This is a genomic window from Castellaniella daejeonensis (assembly GCF_039523555.1).
Lineage (GTDB): Bacteria > Pseudomonadota > Gammaproteobacteria > Burkholderiales > Burkholderiaceae_B > Castellaniella > Castellaniella daejeonensis.
Genome location: NZ_BAAAFN010000007.1, coordinates 38,184 through 56,040, shown reverse-complemented (window position 1 = coordinate 56,040; position 17,857 = coordinate 38,184). Strand labels below are relative to the sequence as shown.

The window sequence follows — 17,857 nt, the reverse complement described above, 5'->3', positions numbered from 1 at the left end:
GCAAGGGGGTATGGCCAAGCATGATACCGGCCGCGTCGTCGTCCGCCGCAAGCGGGCCTACGGCGAATCCCATCACGGGGGCAGCTGGAAGATCGCCTACGCGGACTTCATGACCGCGATGATGGCGTTCTTCCTGGTGATGTGGCTGCTGCTGCTGGTGCCGAAGAAGGATCTCCAGTCCATCGCGGAATACTTCCGCATGCCGCTGATGACGGCGATCACGGGCGGCGAAAAAATGGACAACAGCCAGTCCAAGATTCCCGGCGGCGATCCCAGCGTGATCCCCAATCCGCATCCCTTGCCCTCGGCCTCGTCCGAAAGCGATTTCGAGTCGCGAGCCGACAGGGCCGACCAGGAAAACCTGGAAAACCTGAAGCAGAAACTCGACAACCTGATCGAGCACAATCCGGTGCTGCGCCAGTTCAGGCCCCAGCTGCTGCTCGACATGACGCCCGACGGTCTCCGGATCCAGATCCTGGACCAGCAGAATCGTCCGATGTTCACCACCGGCAGCGCGGTGGTGCAGACCTATATGCGCGACATCCTGAGAGAACTGGCTCCGCTGATCAGCCAGTTGCCGAATTCGATCACGATTTCCGGCCACACCGATGCGCTGCGCTATGCCTCCGGCGATCGTAACTACAGCAACTGGGAACTGTCGGCCGATCGTGCCAACTCGGCGCGCCGCGAACTGGTCGCCGGTGGCCTGGTCGAAAACAAAGTCAAGCGCATCCTGGGGCTGGGCGATACCGTCGACCTGATCAAGGACGACCCCATGGCGGCCGTCAATCGCCGGATCAGCATCCTGGTTCTGAACCGCCGCGCCGAACGGCGCATCGACGAACAGAATTCTGCCGGCCAGGACAGCGTGAAAATCCGCGAACAGCTGGAATTGCTCCGGCATCCCGCTCCGGACCCGGGGAGTGCCGGCAGCGGCTCCGCGCCGCCGGGAAGCTCAGTACCTCAACCAGGGGGCGGTTCTGCCGCGCCGGCCGTCCAGCCGGCGCCTGCCGTTTCCGGGCCGCCGGCTGCGGGCTCCGTCCCTGCGCCGGGCGCTACGACCGTATCCCCTCCGGCAGGGCAATCCACAGGCGCGCCAGCCGCTTCCCCGGCTGGCGCATCGGGCAATCAAGGGTAAGGATGGATCATGAGTGCAGGTGTGGACCTGAGTGAGTTTTTCGATACGTTCTTCGACGAGGCCGACGAACTGCTGACCAATATGGAGCAGCAGTTGTTGAATCTGGACCTGGACCAACCCGACCCGGATGTGCTCAACGGCATCTTCCGGGCAGCGCATTCCATCAAGGGTGGTGCCGGCACATTTGGCTGCTTCGAGGAACTGGCCAAGACCACGCATTTGCTGGAGAACCTCCTGGACCTGATCCGTCATGGGGAAATGCCCCTGCGGCAGGATATGATCGACCTCTTTCTGGAAACCAAGGACGTGTTGACCGAACAAGTCGCCGCTTACCGCGGCTCGGAAAAGCCCGATCAGCAGGTCTACGAGCGTATCTGCGCCCAACTGCGCCAGCTTGCGCTGGAACAGCAGCAAGGCGGTGCGGCGGGAGCGCCCGCTCCGGCCCCGGCTGCGCCCGCAGCGGCCCCTCAGGCGGCTCCTGCCGCTGCAGCGGTCCCGGCCGGCGATCTGCCGATCCGCATCCGGATCAGCCGGATCCAGGACAAGGATGTCGAACCGCTGGTCAACGAGATGGCCCTGATGGGCGAGATCCTGCATCGGGACCACAGTGGCGGCGATCTGTCGCTGTGGTTGCAGACCACGACCCCGGCCGATGATCTCGAAGCCGTCTGTTGCTTCATCGTGAACGCCGACCAGGTCAGCGTGACGCGCGAAGCCGTGCCGGGTGCTGCCCCCGCTGCGGCCGCACCCGCACCCGCACCCGCACCCGCGTCTGCGGCGGCTCCCGCGCCTGTCGCTGCCCCCGCCCCGGCGCCGGCCGCCGAGCATGCGCCCGCGCCCGACGCCGCGGAACCGGCCGGCACCCGGGACGCCGGCGAATCCGCCGACAAGTCGGGCGGCGCGAACGGGGTCAAGGCCCACAAGCCCAAGGAAAGCGGCACCATCCGCGTGGGCGTCGAAAAAGTCGATCAGATCATCAATCTGGTGGGCGAGCTCGTCATCACCCAGGCCATGTTGCTGCAGACGTCCCAGACGCTGGATCCGGTCCTGCACGATCGCCTGCTCAACGGCATCGAACAGCTGGAACGCAATGCGCGCGACCTGCAGGAAGCGGTGATGTCCATCCGCATGATGCCGATGGACTACGTCTTCAGCCGTTTCCCGCGCGTGGTGCGGGAAAATGCCACCAAGCTGGGCAAGCGCATCCGGCTGGTCACCAAGGGCCAGGCCACCGAGCTCGACAAGAGCCTGATCGAGCGCATCATCGATCCGCTCACCCATCTGGTGCGCAACAGCCTGGACCACGGCCTGGAAACGCCGGACGTCCGCATCGCCCAGGGCAAGGATCCGGAAGGCACGCTGATCCTGTCGGCTCAGCACAATGGCGGGCAGATCATCATCGACGTGATCGACGACGGGGCCGGCCTGAACCGCGAGCGCATCCTGAAAAAGGCGATCGCCTCCGGCTTCCCGGTGTCCGAGGCCACGCCCGATGATGAGCTCTGGCAATTGATCTTCGCGCCCGGATTCTCCACGGCCGAGAAGGTCACCGACATTTCCGGCCGCGGGGTCGGCATGGACGTGGTCCGGCGCAACATCCAGAGCATGGGGGGGCACGTGCAGCTGTCCTCCCGCAAGGGTGAAGGCACCACCACCCGGATCGTCCTGCCCCTGACGCTGGCCATCCTGGACGGCATGTCGGTCAGGGTCGGCGAGGAAACCTTCATCCTGCCGCTGTCCCACGTCACCGAATCCATGCAGGCCACGGAGGACCAGATCCACCGCATTTCCGAGACCGAGCAGGTCCTGCACGTGCGCGGAGAATACCTGCCCATCGTTGCACTGCACGAGGTCTTCAATGTGGGCCAGGCCGAAACGGATCTGACGCGGGCCATCGCCGTGATCCTCCAGGCCGAGGACCAGCGCTTCGCGCTGATGGTGGATCACCTGATCGGCCAGCATCAGGTCGTGGTGAAGAATCTCGAAACCAACTATCGCAAGGTGCCGGGCATTTCGGCGGCGACCATCCTGGGCGACGGCAGCGTGGCCCTGATCGTCGATGTGTTTGCCCTGCGCCGCACAACCTCGCTGCGGGCGGGCGCGGCCGCCTGATCTTCATCCCCAATTTGGAGCCATCATGAATCAAGCCACCTCGAAGCAGGAACAGGGAGAAACCCAGGGCAAGGAATTCCTGATCTTCACCCTGGCCAACCAGGAATACGGGATCGACATCCTCAAGGTGCAGGAGATCCGCGGCTACGACAGCCAGACCGTCACGCGCATCGCCAATGTGCCGTCCTTCATCAAGGGCGTCACCAACCTGCGCGGCGTGATCGTGCCGATCGTCGACCTGCGCCTGAAGTTCAACATGGACAATGTGGAATACACCTCCCAGACCGTGGTGGTGATCCTCAACGTCCGCTCCAGGGTCGTGGGCGTGGTGGTGGACGGCGTGTCCGACGTGCTGATCCTTCAGCCGTCGCAGATCAGCGCGGCGCCGCAGTTCGGCTCTGCATTCTCCACGGAGCATCTGACCGGCATCGGCACCGTGGGCGAGCGCATGCTCATCCTGGTCGATATCGAAAAACTCATGACCAGCGAAGAAATGGCGCTGGTCGAAGAAGCGGTCGCCTGAACGGGCGGCCTCGGCTTTTCTCTCCGGCGGTTACATTCACTGGGTCTCGATCTTATGCAATCAGGCGGAAAATCGCTCATTGGCGCGCTTAAAGTCCGCACCAGCCTGGTTCTGGTGCTTGTTTTTTTCTTCTTCATGCTCATTTCCGGGGCGCTGCTGGGCGTGCTGTCCCTGAAGATGAACAACGAGGCGCTGCAGGAAATCGCGGGCGACGATGAAACCGTGCGGTTGCTGGACGATTCGGTCGCCCGCTACCGCGAGGTCCAGATATTGCTGGGCCGGACCCTGGGCAGCATCGTCATCAACAGCGATCTGGCCAACAGCGCCATCCTGTCCGAGTGGGGCAGTGGCGGCGATTCGTCGACCGGGGCCGGCACGCTCAGCGACAGTTCGCGGGCGCTGATCGCCCAGGCCGAAACCCGTCTGAAGGAAGCGCGCGAAGCGCTCGACCGGTTCCATGCGGCTGCCAAGGCGCACATGACCGATCCCCAGCAGGCCGGACAGATCGAGCAGATCGTCCAGACCTATGCCCAGTTGCTCGACAAGGAACTGCCGCCCGTGCTGGTGCAGCTCAAGACCGGGAATATCGAGCAGTACGAGAAGCTGCAGACCGAAAACATCGACCCCGTCGAGCGCCGCTTCGAGCAGGCCGTCCAGACGCTCAAGCAGTATCAGCAGGAACAGACCGCCCAGGCGGTCCAGGACGAGGCCGCGCATCTGCGCCTGGTCATCCTCATCGTCGGCGTCTCCATGGCAGTGGCCCTGATCTTCGCCGTGGCCGCCTACCTGTTCCTGCAACGGGTGGTGCTGCGGCCGCTGCGCCTGGCCGGCCAGCATTTCGACCGCATCGCGGCGGGCGACCTCACCGAGGCCATCCATGTGCCTTCGAGCAATGAGATCGGCGTGCTCTACATGGCGATGCAGCGCATGCAGGACAGCCTGGTGCGCATGGTGTCTTCGGTGCGCAATGGCGTGGGCGAAATCCGCCTGGGCGCCCAGGAGATCTTCGCCGGCAACACGGATCTGAGCAGCCGCACCGAGCAGCAGGCGGCCTCCTTGCAGCAGACCGCCGCCAGCATGGAGCAGCTCGCCAGCACCGTGCGCCAGAATTCCGACAATGCCGCCCAGGCCGATCAGCTTGCCAAGACGGCGGCGGACGTGGCCGAGCGCGGCGGAGCCGCCGTCACCAGCGTGGCCGAGACCATGGCCGGCATCACCCAGAGCTCGAGCAAGATCGCCGAGATCGTGAGCGTGATCGACGGCATCGCCTTCCAGACCAATATCCTGGCCCTGAACGCGGCAGTCGAGGCCGCCCGTGCCGGCGAGCAGGGCAAGGGCTTTGCCGTCGTGGCGGGCGAAGTCCGGTCGCTCGCCCAGCGCAGTTCCCAGGCTGCCAAGGAAATCAAGACGCTGATCGACGATTCCGTGGGGCGGGTGCGCGAAGGTTCCGAACGCGTCAAGGACGCCGGACAGATCATGGGCGAGATCGTCCGTTCCGTGCAGGGCGTCACGGCCATCATGAACGAGATCTCCTCGGCCTCCCGCGAGCAGGCCGACGGCATCAGCCAGATCAACTCGGCGGTCAACGACATGGACCACGTTGTGCAGCAGAACGCTGCCCTGGTCCAGGAAGCGGCCAGCGCTGCCGGGTCGCTGCAGGACCAGGCCGAGCATCTCAGCATGGCCGTCGCCGCCTTCCGGCTGCAGGAAGGAGGGCCGGTCATCGATGTCCAGGGCGGGCAACTGGGCTATACTCCGCGCGCCGGCCAGCCGGCCCTGGCGCTGGAGCAGGCCTGATCCCAGCACGTCCCGCCACGACACCGCCATGATCCACGACGCGCCCACTGCTTCCTATTTTTCACAGCCGGCCCTGCCCAAGGCCGATGCAGCGGACCTGGCGCGCGCGGTGCAGGTGCTGCATCGGCGGGCGGGCATCATCCTGGGCGATCACAAGAAGGACATGGCGGCCCGCACCCTGGGCCTGCGGGCCCACCATGCGGGATCTTCCACGGTCCGCGCCTATCTGGACTACCTGGAACAGAACCCCCAGGCCGACGAATGGGATCGCTTCATCAGCGCCTTCACGATCAACCATACGGCCTTCTTTCGCGAGCAGCACCATTTCCGCATTCTTGCGGATTTCGTGCGCAAACGGCGCAAGCCGATCTCCGTCTGGTGCTGTGCCTCGTCCACCGGCGAAGAGCCCTACACCCTGGCGATGACGCTGCACGATGCCTGCGGCCAGTCCGAGACCGGCCTGTCGGTGCTGGCGACGGATATCGACACCCACGCCCTGGCCCAGGCTCGCAAGGGGGTCTATACCCTGGATCGCGTCAAGCCCGTGCCCCCGGAATTCCTGAAACGCTATTTCCTGCGCGGGACGGGACGCCAGGCCGGCATGGCCATGATCAAACCGCTGATCCGCAACATGGTGACCTTCGAAGAGCTGAATCTGGTGGCGCCCAGCTGGCCGGTCAACCAGAAATTCGACGCGATCTTCTGCCGCAACACCATGATCTATTTCGATAAACCGACTCAGACCCGGATACTGGAGCGCTTCGTGCCCCTGCTCAAGCCGGGCGGCCTGATGTTCGCGGGCCATTCGGAAAATTTCACCTACCTGACCAAGTCCCTGCGCCTCGAGGGGCAGACGGTCTATTCCGTCGCCTGAGCCGGGGATCCCGCTGAAAAATGGCCGTCAACAAGAAAATCCGTGTGCTGTGCGTCGATGACTCCGCCCTGGTGCGCAGTCTGATGACGGAAATCATCAACAGCCAGCCCGATCTTGAGGTCGTGGCCACTGCGCCCGATCCGCTCATCGCGCGCGAGCTCATCAAGCAGCACAACCCCGATGTCCTGACCCTGGATGTCGAAATGCCGCGCATGGACGGCCTGGACTTCCTGGAACGGCTGATGCGGCTGCGGCCCATGCCGGTGGTGATGGTGTCCTCGCTCACCGAACGCAATTCCGAAGTCACCATCCGGGCGCTGGAACTGGGCGCGGTCGATTTCGTCACCAAGCCCAAGCTCGGCCTGCGTGATGGTCTGATGGACTATGGCGACATGATCGCCGACAAGATCCGGGCCGCCGCCCACGCGCGCCTGCGCCCGCGTCCGGTCCATCCCTCGGACGAACCTGCCCGGCCGCGCCTGTCGGGCAATTTCTCCACGACCGAGAAACTGGTCATGATCGGCTCGTCGACGGGTGGGACGGAAGCCATCCGCCACGTCCTCGAACCCCTGCCGGTCAACAGCCCGGCGATCATGATCACCCAGCACATGCCGGCCGGTTTCACCAAATCCTTCGTCCAGCGCCTGGACGGCTTGTGCGCCGTGCAGGTCCACGAGGCGGAAGATGGCCAACGTGTGCTGCCTGGACACGTCTACCTGGCCCCGGGCGGCGTGGCCCACATGAAGCTTGCGCGTTCCGGGGCCAACTATGTGGTCAAGCTGGAATACAGCGATCCCGTGAACCGCCACAGGCCTTCCGTGGACGTGCTGTTTCATTCGGCAGCCCAGGTGGCCGGCAAGAACGCCATCGGTGTCATCCTGACCGGCATGGGCAAGGATGGCGCCCAGGGCCTGCTGGCGATGCGCCAGGCGGGCGCGCGCACTTTCGCCCAGGACGAGGCCAGCTGCGTCGTCTTCGGCATGCCGCGCGAAGCGCTGCTGATCGGTGCCGCCGAGGAAGCCGTCCCGCTGGACGAACTCAGCGAACGTATCCTGAAGAGCGCCGGTTCCTTCGGAAACCGGGTTTGACGGGTTTGAACAGAGGCACCGGGTACCCGAATACCCTGCTTTTTTTATTGATTGGAGAGTGATCCGTGGTACAGAAAACGATGAAAATCCTGGTCGTCGACGACTTTCCCACCATGCGTCGGATCGTCAAGAACCTGCTCAAGGACTTGGGGTTCGAGAATGTCGACGAAGCCGAGGATGGCGCCATCGCGCTGGAAAAGCTGCGCAACGGCGGCTTCGAGTTCGTGGTGTCGGACTGGAACATGCCCAACATGGATGGGCTGACCATGCTGCAGAACATCCGCGCCGATCCCAACCTGGCCAGCCTGCCCGTGCTGATGGTCACGGCCGAAGCCAAGAAGGAAAACATCATCGCGGCGGCGCAGGCCGGCGCCAACGGCTACGTGGTCAAGCCCTTCACGGCGGCCACCCTGGAAGAAAAACTGAACAAGATCTTCGAAAAACTCTGATCGGAGGCGCATCATGACGACGGATCAATCTTCCGGTCAGCAGGATTTCGTGGAACCTTCCATGGATCTGATCCAGCGCATCGCGCAGCTTACCCGCACCTTGCGCATGAGCATGCGCGAACTGGGCCTGGACCAGGCCATCAAGGACGCCGCCCATGCCATCCCCGATGCGCGCGACCGCCTGCACTATGTCGCCCAGATGACCGAACAGGCCGCCAACCGGGTGCTCAACGCCGCCGAGCAGATCCAGCCCTGGCAGGATTCGATGCAGCGCGAGGCCAAGGCCCTGGATGCCCGCTGGCAGGACTGGTTCGATCATCCGGTCGAACTCGACCATGCGCGCGAGCTGGTGGATGACACGCGGTCCTTCCTGAAGGACGTTCCCGAAAAGACCCAGGCCTCGCAGAACAACGTGATGGAAATCATCATGGCTCAGGACTTCCAGGATCTGACCGGCCAGGTGATCATGAAGATGCTGGGCGTGATCGGCGCCATCGAAACCGAACTGGTCCAGGTGCTGATCGACAATGTCCCGCAGGAAAAGCGCGAGGAAACCAAGACATTGCTCAACGGCCCGGTGGTCAACGCCGCAGGCAAGAACGACGTGGTCACTAACCAGGACCAGGTCGACGACCTGTTGGCAAGCCTGGGATTCTGACGCACTGCCGGCGCTTTCGCCCGGTTTTCCGCTTTTTGATGGCATCCTGCCGGGGGTTTTCCCTGGACTCTGTGACAACAGGGTAAGATGTAAGTCTCGTGTAAGGTCTGAAACCCAATATGAACCGAACCGGGCGGGGCTGTTGTGATCCGGGGGGGTTCGTGTCGTGGCCGGTGTCGGCCCCTTCTTCACAAAGGAGGCAGCATGTCCAATATGCGCGGAAGGTACGTGGGTCTGGGGCGTCTGCTGCGGCAGCTGCGCCGCGGCCGGGCAACCTTGAATGACCGGGCCTGGACCTTCAGCCCCCTGGCCCTGCCGGTCGGGCGCTTCCTCGGGGCGTTGCGCGAGCGCTTCATCGTCATGCGCCAGTCCAGCATCCGCATCGCCATCAATGCCGCCCGCCTGCAGTCGCATACCCAGGCCTGCCAGAGCATGGCCGACGAGCAGGCCAGCGAAGCCGAAAGCCTGTCGGCCCAGGGCACGCAGATCGCCAGCCTGTCGCAGCAGACCAACGATATCGTGGTGGCTGCTGCCGATGTGTTCCGCCAGCAGCTCAAGGACCTGCGCTCCACGCAGGAACAGCTCGCCGACCTGCATCGACGCGTGGCCCGGGTCACGACCCAGATGCAGTCCTTCGCGGAAGTCATCGCCCAGCTCAGCCACCGTGCGCGCTCGGTCGAAGACACCAGCCGCCTGATCAAGGACATCGCCCTCCAGACTCATCTTCTGGCCCTGAATGCCGGGGTCGAGGCCGCGCGCGCCGGAGAGGCGGGCCGGGGCTTTGCCGTGGTCGCCAGCGAAGTCGGCAAGCTGGCCGAACGTGTCAATGCGGCCACCGGCGACATCGTCCAGCATACCGGCGAAATCCTCGGCCTGGTGTCCGACACCGAGCAGCAGAGCCAGTCCATCCATGCAGACATGCGTGCCTCCGACCGCCTGGTGGACGACTTCGACCGACAGTTCGACGGCCTGGTGCGCGAACTAGGCAGCGTCGGCGCCCAGCTGGACGACATGGCCGAGCATGTCGCCCAGGTCAACCAGACCAACCAGGACATGAGCCAGTCCATCGGCCGCATCGCCGACCACAGCGCCATCCTGCGCCAGCGCATGCAGTCCATGCGCGAGCAGGTCCATGGCGTGCGCAGCCAGACCGAAAGCCTGCAGGAAATGCTGGCCGCCTGGCGTACAGGCGACACGCCTTTCGATGACCTGGCCGCCTGTCTGGGCCAGCTGCGCGACCGCTGCGTCGGCCTGCTGCGCCAGGCACGTGCAGAAGGCCTGGATATTTTCGACAAGGCCTACCGCCAGATCCCCGGCAGCCAGCCGCCGCGCTATCACGTGGCCTACGACAGAGCCATCGACCAGGCCCTGCAAGGCATTCTCGATACGGTGCTCGATCAGGTGCCGCATGGCTACTATGCGATCCTGGTGGACACGAACGGTTATGCCCCGACGCACAACCGCCGCTACGCCCGTCCGCCCACCGGCGACCTGGCGCACGACATGCTGCATGTACGTGACAAGCGCCTGTTCGACGACGAGATCAGCCGGGGCGCGATCGGCAACAGGGGCGGCGTGCTGTGCCAGACCTACATGCGCGATACCGGCGAAATCATCACCGACGTATCTGTGCCCGTGGACCTGGACGGCACCCGCTGGGGGGCTGTGCGCATCGGCCTGGACTACCTGCAGTTCGAGCAGGCCGTCTCCCCGGTCGCCGTGCCCGCCGCGGCCGCCCAGCTTGCAAGCCCTTGAATTGCCGCGCCTAACACGCTTTTATCCTTGCTTCGCCGAGACAGCCTGGACACTACAATCCAGGCTGTCTGCATTGTCGTCGGCTGAGCATGGCCCAGGATAGCGATCTCGAGAAAACAGAACCAGCGACCCCGCGGCGCCGTGAAAAGGCGCGCGAGGAAGGCCAGGTTGCGCGTTCGCGCGAGCTGGGTACGTTCCTGGCCCTGATCTGCGGCATTGGCGCCTTGTGGCTCGGCGGCGAGAAGATGTTCCGCACATTGCGTGGCATCATCCTGAACGGACTGTGGTTCGATCCCCGGATCACGCGCGATCCCCAGGTCATGCTCAACGTGGCGGGCGATTCGGCCTGGCACGGCTTGCTGCTCGTGCTGCCGATCATGGCCTTGCTGCTGGTGGTGGGCATCTTTTCCTCCGTGGCGCTGGGGGGCTTCCTGCTCTCGCCCAAAGCCCTGGAGCCCAAGTTCGAGCGGCTCAACCCGCTGGCGGGCATCAAGCGCCTGTTTGCCATGCAGACCCTGATCGAACTGGTCAAGACCCTGGCCAAGGCCGGGCTGGTCGGATTCGTCGGCGTCAAGGTCATCTGGGCCTACCGGGGCGACATGCTGGGCCTGTCCCACATGGCGCCTACCGAAGCCCTGGCGCGCGGCCTGGACCTGGCCGCCCTGTGCTGCCTGCTGATCGCCTCGTCGTTGATCATCATCGTGTTGATCGACGTACCCTGGCAGATATGGAACCACGCCAAGCAGTTGCGCATGTCCAAAGAGGATATCAAGCAGGAGCACAAGGAAAGCGATGGCGATCCCCACGTCAAGGGGCGCATCCGCCAGCAGCAGCGTTCCATGGCCCGGCGGCGCATGATGAGCGCCGTGCCCGATGCCGATGTGGTCGTCACCAACCCGACGCATTACGCCGTGGCGCTGCGCTACCGCGAAGGGCAGGGCGGGGCGCCCGTCGTGGTGGCCAAGGGCACGCGCCTGATCGCCGCTCAGATCCGCGAGCTTGCCAGCCAGCATGGCGTCGCCCTGCTCGAGGCGCCGCCGCTCGCGCGCGCCCTGTATCACCACGTCGAGATCGACCGGGAGATCCCGGTCGCCCTGTACGCCGCCGTGGCTGAAGTCCTGGCCTGGGTCTATCAGCTGCGCAACTGGCAGCCCGGCTCGGGTACACTGCCGCAGGCGCCGCAGGACCTGCGCGTGCCGCCCGAACTCGATCCGCAACATGGACCTGGACAGGTTCCAGTCCCCGCCTCATGAACAGTTTCCTGGATTTCCTCAAGACCCACGGCTCCGGGCATGCCCGCCTGATGGCCGGCCCCGTGCTGATCCTCATGGTCCTGGCCATGATGATCCTGCCGCTGCCCCCCTTCATCCTGGACCTGCTGTTCACGTTCAACATTTCCCTGTCGGTGATGATCCTGCTGGTGGCCATGTTCACCCGCAAGCCGCTGGATTTTGCTGCCTTTCCCTCGGTGTTGCTGTTCGCCACGCTGCTGCGGCTGTCCCTGAACGTCGCTTCCACCCGCGTGGTGCTGCTCAATGGCCACAAGGGGCCGGCAGCGGCTGGCCAGGTCATCGAGGCTTTTGGTCATTTCCTGGTGGGGGGGAACTTCGCCGTCGGCATCGTGGTGTTCATCATCCTGGTGATCATCAACTTCACCGTCATCACCAAAGGTGCGGGGCGCATCGCCGAAGTCGGCGCACGCTTCACCCTGGACGCCATGCCCGGCAAGCAGATGGCCATCGACGCCGATCTGAATGCCGGGCTGATCGGCGAGGAAGAGGCCCGCCGCCGCCGCGCCGAAGTCTCCCAGGAAGCCGAGTTCTACGGCGCGATGGACGGCGCCAGCAAGTTCGTGCGCGGGGATGCGGTGGCCGGCCTGCTGATCATGGTGATCAACATCATCGGCGGCCTGATCGTCGGCATGGCCCAGCACGGGCTGTCGGCCTCCGACGCGGGCTCGGTCTATACCCTGCTGACCATCGGCGACGGCCTGGTGGCACAGATCCCGGCGCTGGTGATCTCCACCGCGGCCGGCGTGGTGGTCTCGCGCGTTGCCGACGATCAGGACGTCGGGCAGCAGATGATGGGGCAGCTGTTCTCGAACCCCAACGTGATGTTCATCACCGCCGGCATCCTGACGCTGATGGGCCTGATTCCCAACATGCCGCACGTGGCCTTCCTTCTGCTGGCCGCCATCATCGGCGGCGGCGGCTGGCTGCAGCACCAGCGCCAGCAGCGGGAGCTGCAGGCCGCAGCGGCCGAGCCGGGCCAGGAACAGGTGGCGGCCGCAGCCGCTGCTGCGGAAGCCAGCTGGGACGACGTGTCTCCCGTCGACCCGTTGGGGCTCGAGGTTGGTTATCGCCTGATCTCTCTGGTGGACCACCAGCAGAATGGCGAACTGCTGCACCGCATCCGCAGCCTGCGCAAGAAGTTCGCCCAGGAAATGGGCTTCCTGCCGCCCGTCGTGCACATCCGGGACAACCTGGAAATCAAGCCGACGGACTATCGCATCCTGCTGTTCGGCGTGGAGATCGGCCGCGGTGTCGCCCAGACCGGACAATGGCTGGCGATCGACCCGGGCGGTGTGACGGGCACGGTCCAGGGCACGCCCACCAAGGATCCAGCCTTCGGCCTGCCCGCGTTCTGGATCGATCCGGCGCTGCGCGAACAGGCGCAGATCGCGGGCTATACCGTGGTCGACGCCGCGACGGTGGTGGCCACCCATCTGAACCACCTGATGCACCGCTACGGCTCACGCCTGCTGGGCCGCCAGGAAACTCAGCAGTTGCTCGATCACGTCGCGCGCGACGTGCCCAAGCTGGTCGAGGATCTGGTGCCCAAGACCGTTTCCCTGCCGCAGTTGCAGAATCTGCTGCGCAGCCTGCTCGACGAGGATGTGCCCATCCGCGACATGCGCAGCATCCTCGAGACCGTTACGGAACATGCGCCCCGCCTGGCCGCACTCAATCCGGCGGGTACCGGCCCGAACCTGGACGAACTGCTGGCGCAGGTCCGCGTGGCGCTGGGACGCGCCATCGTCCAGCACTGGTTCGCGGGTGAAACCGAGCTGCGTGTGATCGGTCTGGATGCCCGCCTGGAACGCGTGCTCATGCAGGCCTTGAGCAGCAGCGGCGCGCTGGAGCCCGGGCTGGCGGAAAACCTGCTGGGCGACGTCGAGCGCGTTGTCCAGGGGCAGGAAGAGCGGGGCGATGCCCCCGTGCTGGTGGTGCCGCCGGTGTTGCGGGCTTCGCTGTCGCGCTTCCTGCGCCATCACCTGCCGCACATGGCAGTCCTCTCCAGCGCCGAAGTCCCTGAAGAGCGTATCATTCGGGTCACTGCTGTCGTCGGCGGGAGTCCTGCGTGAACATCAGTCGTTTCTTCGGTGCCACGAACCGCGAGGCCATGCGGCAGGTGCGCCTTGCGCTTGGCCCCGATGCCCTGATCATTTCCAACAAGCGGGTCAACGGCGGGGTCGAAATCCTCGCCACCGACCAGACCTCGCTGCCGGATGGAGGCAGCGCTGCCGCTTCCGCCCAGCCATCGCCGCCGCCCATGGCGGCCATCCGTCCCGCCGCGCCGCGTGCCGGTACGGAGCATGCAGCCGCTGCTCCGGGAGTGGACCTGATGGACGCCATCGGCGAACTCAAGGGCTCGCTCGAAACCCGCATCGACGAATTGCTGTGGGGCAGCCAGTTGCGCCGTTCCCCCCAGGCGGTGATGTTGTTCCAGAATCTGCTGCGTTCCGGTTTCAGCACGGCGCTGCTGCGGGCCATGCTCAAGCGCATGCCCGAGCAGGCAGCCGCCAGGGCCGCCTTCCAGTGGGCGCGCAACGAACTGATCGGCCACCTGCCCGTGCTGCAGTCCGAAGACGCCCTTTGGCAACCCGGACTGGCGCTGGCGCTGGTGGGGCCCACGGGCGTGGGCAAGACCACCACGGTGGCCAAGCTAGCTGCTCGTTGCGTGCGCCGCAGCGGCCCGGGCAGCCTGGTGCTGCTGACCACCGATACCTACCGTATCGGCGCCCACGAGCAGCTGAAGATCTATGGCCAGATGCTGCGTGTGCCGGTGCATGTCGTGCAGGACGTGCACGAGATGCGCCGGATCATGCAGACCGTGCGCCCCGACCAGACGCTGCTGATCGACAATGTCGGCATCAGCCAGCGCGATCGCTATATCCACGAACAGGCGGCGCTGCTGGCCGGTGCCGGGCGCACGGTCGAACGTCTGCTGGTGCTCAATGCCGTCAGCCACGGCGATACGCTGGATGAAGTCGCCCGATCCTACGCCGGCGATGGCGGCACGCCGTTGCGCGGTTGCATCATTTCCAAGATCGACGAGGCCTCGCGCCTGGGGCCGGCCCTGGATACGGCGATCCGCTACCGGCTGCCGATCCATTATGTGTCGAACGGCCAGAAAGTGCCGGAAAACCTGCTGTTCCTGTCGGCTTCCGATCTGGTGGACCGGGCACTGGCGCCGGCCCAGTCCAATCGCACCCTGTATGCCCCTTCCGAGGCAGACCTGGCGGCGTTGTTGTCCATGACGCAGCCGGCCGACAATCCGGCTGCCGCCGCCGAGCGCCGCCGCCAGCAGGTACTGCTGCCGCAGCTGCTGACCGGCTCGGCGCATGGCGAGGCGCTGGGCATGGGGCAGCTGCAGGCTGCCGTGGCCCTGCAGGACGAGGACCCGGTGTTGTCCGAAGCCTATGATTTGTGGCGCAGCCGAGCCGCGGGCAATCTGCCGCCGGCCGCCGAGGCCATCGAACACCTGCGGCGGATCGCCCATGGCGGTCTGGAAGAAAGCCAGCCTGCCGTGGTCGTGCATGCGCGCCTGCCGCTTGATTGGCCGGGCCGGCGCGGCACCTGGTCCGGGGCTGCCTGGTTCGATGGCCAGGGCCGGCCGCTGGCTGCGGCCACCCAGCAAGTCGGCCTGGCCGATGGTTGGCATACACCGCAAGGTGCCTGGTTCCTGCCACCTGGCCGTGTACAGGCTGGTGGAAGTGTTTCCCCGGAGGGCGGCCGGCCGGAGACGCCGCGCATAGATCGTCTGTCGGCGCCTTCTGCGGCCGATGCGTTGCTGGCGCAGATCGAGGCCGAGAGCGGTGATGGGGCAAACACAGTCTGTCATGTGTTCGATGGTGGCAGCCAGGTCTTGTTGCGCGCCCTGAGCGCACGCGGCAGTTGCTGGCTGGCTGCGGCCGGTTCCCGTGCCCGGGTCTACCTGGACGATGAGCCCGCCGTTCTGTCCGCTGCCGCCCAGACGTTGATGTACCAGCCACTGGATGCACAGACGTTCTGGCCGTTGCTTTCGGCAGCCGGACTGGAAGAAATCCGGCCGGCCTGGTGGGCGGCTGTGGGCTTGGCAGAGCTGCGTTCTCGTGGCGAGCCCGCCTTGCCTGTCCGCCTGTTCAGCCTCAGGGCGGTGGATCCACGGGACGGGCGCCTGCTGAAAGTCTGGCATGCCCTTGCCGGGATGACAGTGGATCCCGATCCGGGCCGGATCGCTCAGGCGCTCATCCTGCGGCAGGAATGCCATGCGGCCTGGCGCCAGGCTGTGCCGCTGCTGGCCGAAAGCGGCCGCGAACCGTTGGCCGACCGGGCGGTGTTTGCTGCCCAGATGGGGCTTGCGGCCTGGCGGTTGACTCAGGATCCGGCGCTGGCGCCCGCGGCCCAGGTCGTTGCCCGCATGCTGGGCACGGAGCGGCTGTCGCCGCGCCATGCCCATGCCGGGCTGCTCAAGCTGTATGCCCTGAAGGAATTGCTGGCGAATTGACGGAGCCCCGGCGCGGCCTTCTGGCCGCCGATGCCGGGCGTTATTTCAAGGGCGGCGCAGCCGGCCGCGCGCGTCGTACAGATCCTGGCTGATCAGGGAATGCAGGGTATCCAGCGCCCGCTGGTTGTGTTCCATGAAGGTGCGCAGCACCTGGCCATTGTCGCGGTTCAGCCGGCTGGCCCGGCCGACGCGTTCGAACAGTGCGTCGAAGGCCGTGCGCAATTCAGGATGGACGGCGCAGACGGCATCGATGCCCGCCGCGTCGTCGGCTTGTCCCAGTTCCCCGAGCAGACGGACGCGGTCCCGGTCCAGGAGGCTCAGGCGTTCGGCGTAGTCGTTCTTGCGCAGTGTCAGTTCGGCCAGGGTGAGGTTCGAGGGCTCATCCAGCAAGCTGGCGGATTCGGCTTCCAGAGCCTGGATGAATTCATCCAGCAGGGCCGACTGGGCCTGCACGCATTGCAGCAGGGTGTCCGCCAGGCTCATTTCAGCAGATCGCGGACACTGGCAAGCAAGCCATCGGCGATCCGGCTGGGGTCGATCTTCAGTTCCCCGGAGGCCAGGGCGTCGCGGATCTGCTGAACCTGCTCGGTGCGGACATCGGCATCGCTGTCGTTCAGCGCGGCCAGGTGGCGGGCAGCCGGGCTAAGATCAACCGCCGAGCGGCTGCCGGAGCCTGTGCCGGATGCGGCATGCGAGGCCGAATCGCTGCGCGTTCCCCCGGCCACCCCGTTCAGCAGGGGATTGGACGAAGTGGAATTGATTTTCAAGGCTCGCCTCCGGCTTGGGTGAAAAGGATCATTGGTGCATCCCTGGTAACGGCTGGCAGGGCGGATTCTTTAGGCACCGCCGGAACGCCCCGCGCGCGGCCGGTTTCACATCATAACCTGGACTGTGTGGGCATCGATCACCGTGCCGGTGATGATCTGTCCCCCACGGGTGCGAACCTGGATCTGAGCGCCGGGCCCGCCGGATTCCAGGGCCTGGCCTTCGCTGGTGGCAACAAAGCCCACGCCGCGCGCGACGGTTCGCACCTGCTGGCCGCGCTGGATCGCATTCGGGTCGCGCAGGGCGCTGGATTCGATCGGGCTGCCGGCGCGGATGCGGCGCGTGGTGATCCAGCCGACGATGTGGGCGGGGTCGCCGATCAGCCGGCGATTGCGCAGCAGATCGCCTTCCCGGGTGTCCAGGTCGTCGAGGCTCAGGACCTCGTCGCGCCGGATCAGGCGGTTGGCGACGAAATAGGTGCCCAGGATTTGCACGCTCGCCTGGACATAGATCGTCCAGGGCTGCGGCGCCAGGCAGCGGACGCCCACAGGTGTGCGCGGCTGCAGCCCGGAGCCCGCCAGGAAGGTTTCCATTCGTTCGCAGGCCGGCTGGTTCACGATCCGGGGCGGCTCCACGCTGATGATGGCACGCCCCGGCCAGGACGCCGCCCGGTCTTGCAGCAGGGCTTCGGCCTGGGCGACGACGGCGGCAGGGTCCTGCAGGGTCGGGCGGGCCGTCTGGGCGCGCGCCAGTGCGGGCAGGGCCGTGGCGAACAGCAGAAAAGGCAGGAACAGGAAAGCGCGCATGGCCTCATTGTAGTGTCTCGGGTGGTTGCCCGGATCTTCCGGCCGGACCCGGTGGGACGCTGGCGCCCCGGCCGCTCCGGGCCGAGGGCGCGCATCAGCCGAATAGGGCTTCAATCCCCGCTT

Annotated in this window: 15 protein-coding genes; 12 read left to right on the top strand and 3 right to left on the bottom strand. The window is 65.6% G+C overall.

Annotated elements, in window-relative coordinates; translation table 11 throughout:
- Positions 1-10 precede the first annotated feature (10 nt).
- From motB to flhF, 12 genes are all read left to right on the top strand, one after another.
- On the top strand, positions 11-1,138 hold the full coding sequence (gene motB, locus ABD022_RS04575) for a flagellar motor protein MotB (RefSeq protein WP_414647383.1): 1,128 nt from the start codon (positions 11-13) through the stop codon (positions 1,136-1,138).
- 9 nt (positions 1,139-1,147) lie between these two features.
- Entirely contained in the window at positions 1,148-3,250 is a 2,103-nt protein-coding gene (gene cheA, locus ABD022_RS04570; RefSeq protein WP_325123712.1) for a chemotaxis protein CheA, read from the top strand.
- A 25-nt stretch (positions 3,251-3,275) separates the two neighbouring features.
- Positions 3,276-3,773, top strand: coding sequence for a chemotaxis protein CheW (locus ABD022_RS04565; protein WP_325123713.1), 498 nt, complete (start codon positions 3,276-3,278; stop codon positions 3,771-3,773).
- A gap of 54 nt (positions 3,774-3,827) precedes the next feature.
- Positions 3,828-5,570, top strand: coding sequence for a methyl-accepting chemotaxis protein (locus ABD022_RS04560; protein ID WP_343820249.1), 1,743 nt, complete (start codon positions 3,828-3,830; stop codon positions 5,568-5,570).
- Between the two features lie 31 nt (positions 5,571-5,601).
- The gene (locus ABD022_RS04555; RefSeq protein ID WP_414647385.1) at positions 5,602-6,444 is read left to right on the top strand and encodes a CheR family methyltransferase; all 843 of its coding nucleotides are present in this window, start codon (positions 5,602-5,604) and stop codon (positions 6,442-6,444) included.
- Positions 6,445-6,464: 20 nt separating this feature from the next.
- Complete coding sequence (locus ABD022_RS04550; RefSeq protein ID WP_325123716.1) at positions 6,465-7,532, top strand: protein-glutamate methylesterase/protein-glutamine glutaminase; 1,068 nt, start codon at positions 6,465-6,467, stop codon at positions 7,530-7,532.
- A gap of 65 nt (positions 7,533-7,597) precedes the next feature.
- On the top strand, positions 7,598-7,981 hold the full coding sequence (gene cheY / locus ABD022_RS04545; RefSeq protein ID WP_325123717.1) for a chemotaxis response regulator CheY: 384 nt from the start codon (positions 7,598-7,600) through the stop codon (positions 7,979-7,981).
- A 13-nt stretch (positions 7,982-7,994) separates the two neighbouring features.
- Positions 7,995-8,639: a protein phosphatase CheZ gene (gene cheZ / locus ABD022_RS04540; RefSeq protein ID WP_325123718.1), complete on the top strand. Its 645-nt coding sequence runs from the start codon at positions 7,995-7,997 to the stop codon at positions 8,637-8,639.
- A 204-nt stretch (positions 8,640-8,843) separates the two neighbouring features.
- The gene (locus ABD022_RS04535) at positions 8,844-10,394 is read left to right on the top strand and encodes a methyl-accepting chemotaxis protein (protein ID WP_325123719.1); all 1,551 of its coding nucleotides are present in this window, start codon (positions 8,844-8,846) and stop codon (positions 10,392-10,394) included.
- A gap of 89 nt (positions 10,395-10,483) precedes the next feature.
- A complete protein-coding gene (gene flhB / locus ABD022_RS04530) occupies positions 10,484-11,647 on the top strand; it encodes a flagellar biosynthesis protein FlhB (RefSeq protein WP_325123720.1) in 1,164 nt (387 codons plus the stop codon).
- A complete protein-coding gene (gene flhA / locus ABD022_RS04525; RefSeq protein ID WP_325123721.1) occupies positions 11,644-13,758 on the top strand; it encodes a flagellar biosynthesis protein FlhA in 2,115 nt (704 codons plus the stop codon). The genes flhB and flhA overlap by 4 nt, the downstream gene beginning before the upstream one ends.
- On the top strand, positions 13,755-16,163 hold the full coding sequence (gene flhF, locus ABD022_RS04520) for a flagellar biosynthesis GTPase FlhF (RefSeq protein ID WP_343820245.1): 2,409 nt from the start codon (positions 13,755-13,757) through the stop codon (positions 16,161-16,163). The genes flhA and flhF overlap by 4 nt, the downstream gene beginning before the upstream one ends.
- A gap of 45 nt (positions 16,164-16,208) precedes the next feature.
- On the opposite strand, the gene ABD022_RS04515 is transcribed toward flhF, so the two are convergent.
- The 3 genes from ABD022_RS04515 to flgA form a co-directional block, all read right to left on the bottom strand.
- Entirely contained in the window at positions 16,209-16,646 is a 438-nt protein-coding gene (locus ABD022_RS04515; protein ID WP_325123723.1) for a flagella synthesis protein FlgN, read from the bottom strand.
- A complete protein-coding gene (gene flgM / locus ABD022_RS04510) occupies positions 16,643-16,930 on the bottom strand; it encodes a flagellar biosynthesis anti-sigma factor FlgM (protein WP_325123724.1) in 288 nt (95 codons plus the stop codon). Before flgM ends, ABD022_RS04515 begins: the two co-directional genes overlap by 4 nt.
- A gap of 105 nt (positions 16,931-17,035) precedes the next feature.
- Positions 17,036-17,734 (bottom strand): flagellar basal body P-ring formation chaperone FlgA, encoded by a 699-nt coding sequence (gene flgA / locus ABD022_RS04505; protein WP_343820243.1) that lies wholly within the window; start codon positions 17,732-17,734, stop codon positions 17,036-17,038.
- Positions 17,735-17,857 lie beyond the last annotated feature (123 nt).

What these genes read in the sequence shown, in the direction of transcription:
- flhB (WP_325123720.1), top strand. Translation starts at nt 10,484, where the DNA reads ATGGCCCAGGATAGCGATCTCGAGAAAACAGAACCAGCGACCCCGCGG.
- cheA (WP_325123712.1), top strand. Translation starts at nt 1,148, where the DNA reads ATGAGTGCAGGTGTGGACCTGAGTGAGTTTTTCGATACGTTCTTCGAC.
- ABD022_RS04550 (WP_325123716.1), top strand. Translation starts at nt 6,465, where the DNA reads ATGGCCGTCAACAAGAAAATCCGTGTGCTGTGCGTCGATGACTCCGCC.
- motB (WP_414647383.1), top strand. Translation starts at nt 11, where the DNA reads ATGGCCAAGCATGATACCGGCCGCGTCGTCGTCCGCCGCAAGCGGGCC.
- cheZ (WP_325123718.1), top strand. Translation starts at nt 7,995, where the DNA reads ATGACGACGGATCAATCTTCCGGTCAGCAGGATTTCGTGGAACCTTCC.
- flgA (WP_343820243.1), bottom strand. Translation starts at nt 17,734, where the DNA reads ATGCGCGCTTTCCTGTTCCTGCCTTTTCTGCTGTTCGCCACGGCCCTG.
- ABD022_RS04535 (WP_325123719.1), top strand. Translation starts at nt 8,844, where the DNA reads ATGTCCAATATGCGCGGAAGGTACGTGGGTCTGGGGCGTCTGCTGCGG.
- ABD022_RS04515 (WP_325123723.1), bottom strand. Translation starts at nt 16,646, where the DNA reads ATGAGCCTGGCGGACACCCTGCTGCAATGCGTGCAGGCCCAGTCGGCC.
- ABD022_RS04560 (WP_343820249.1), top strand. Translation starts at nt 3,828, where the DNA reads ATGCAATCAGGCGGAAAATCGCTCATTGGCGCGCTTAAAGTCCGCACC.
- ABD022_RS04565 (WP_325123713.1), top strand. Translation starts at nt 3,276, where the DNA reads ATGAATCAAGCCACCTCGAAGCAGGAACAGGGAGAAACCCAGGGCAAG.
- flhA (WP_325123721.1), top strand. Translation starts at nt 11,644, where the DNA reads ATGAACAGTTTCCTGGATTTCCTCAAGACCCACGGCTCCGGGCATGCC.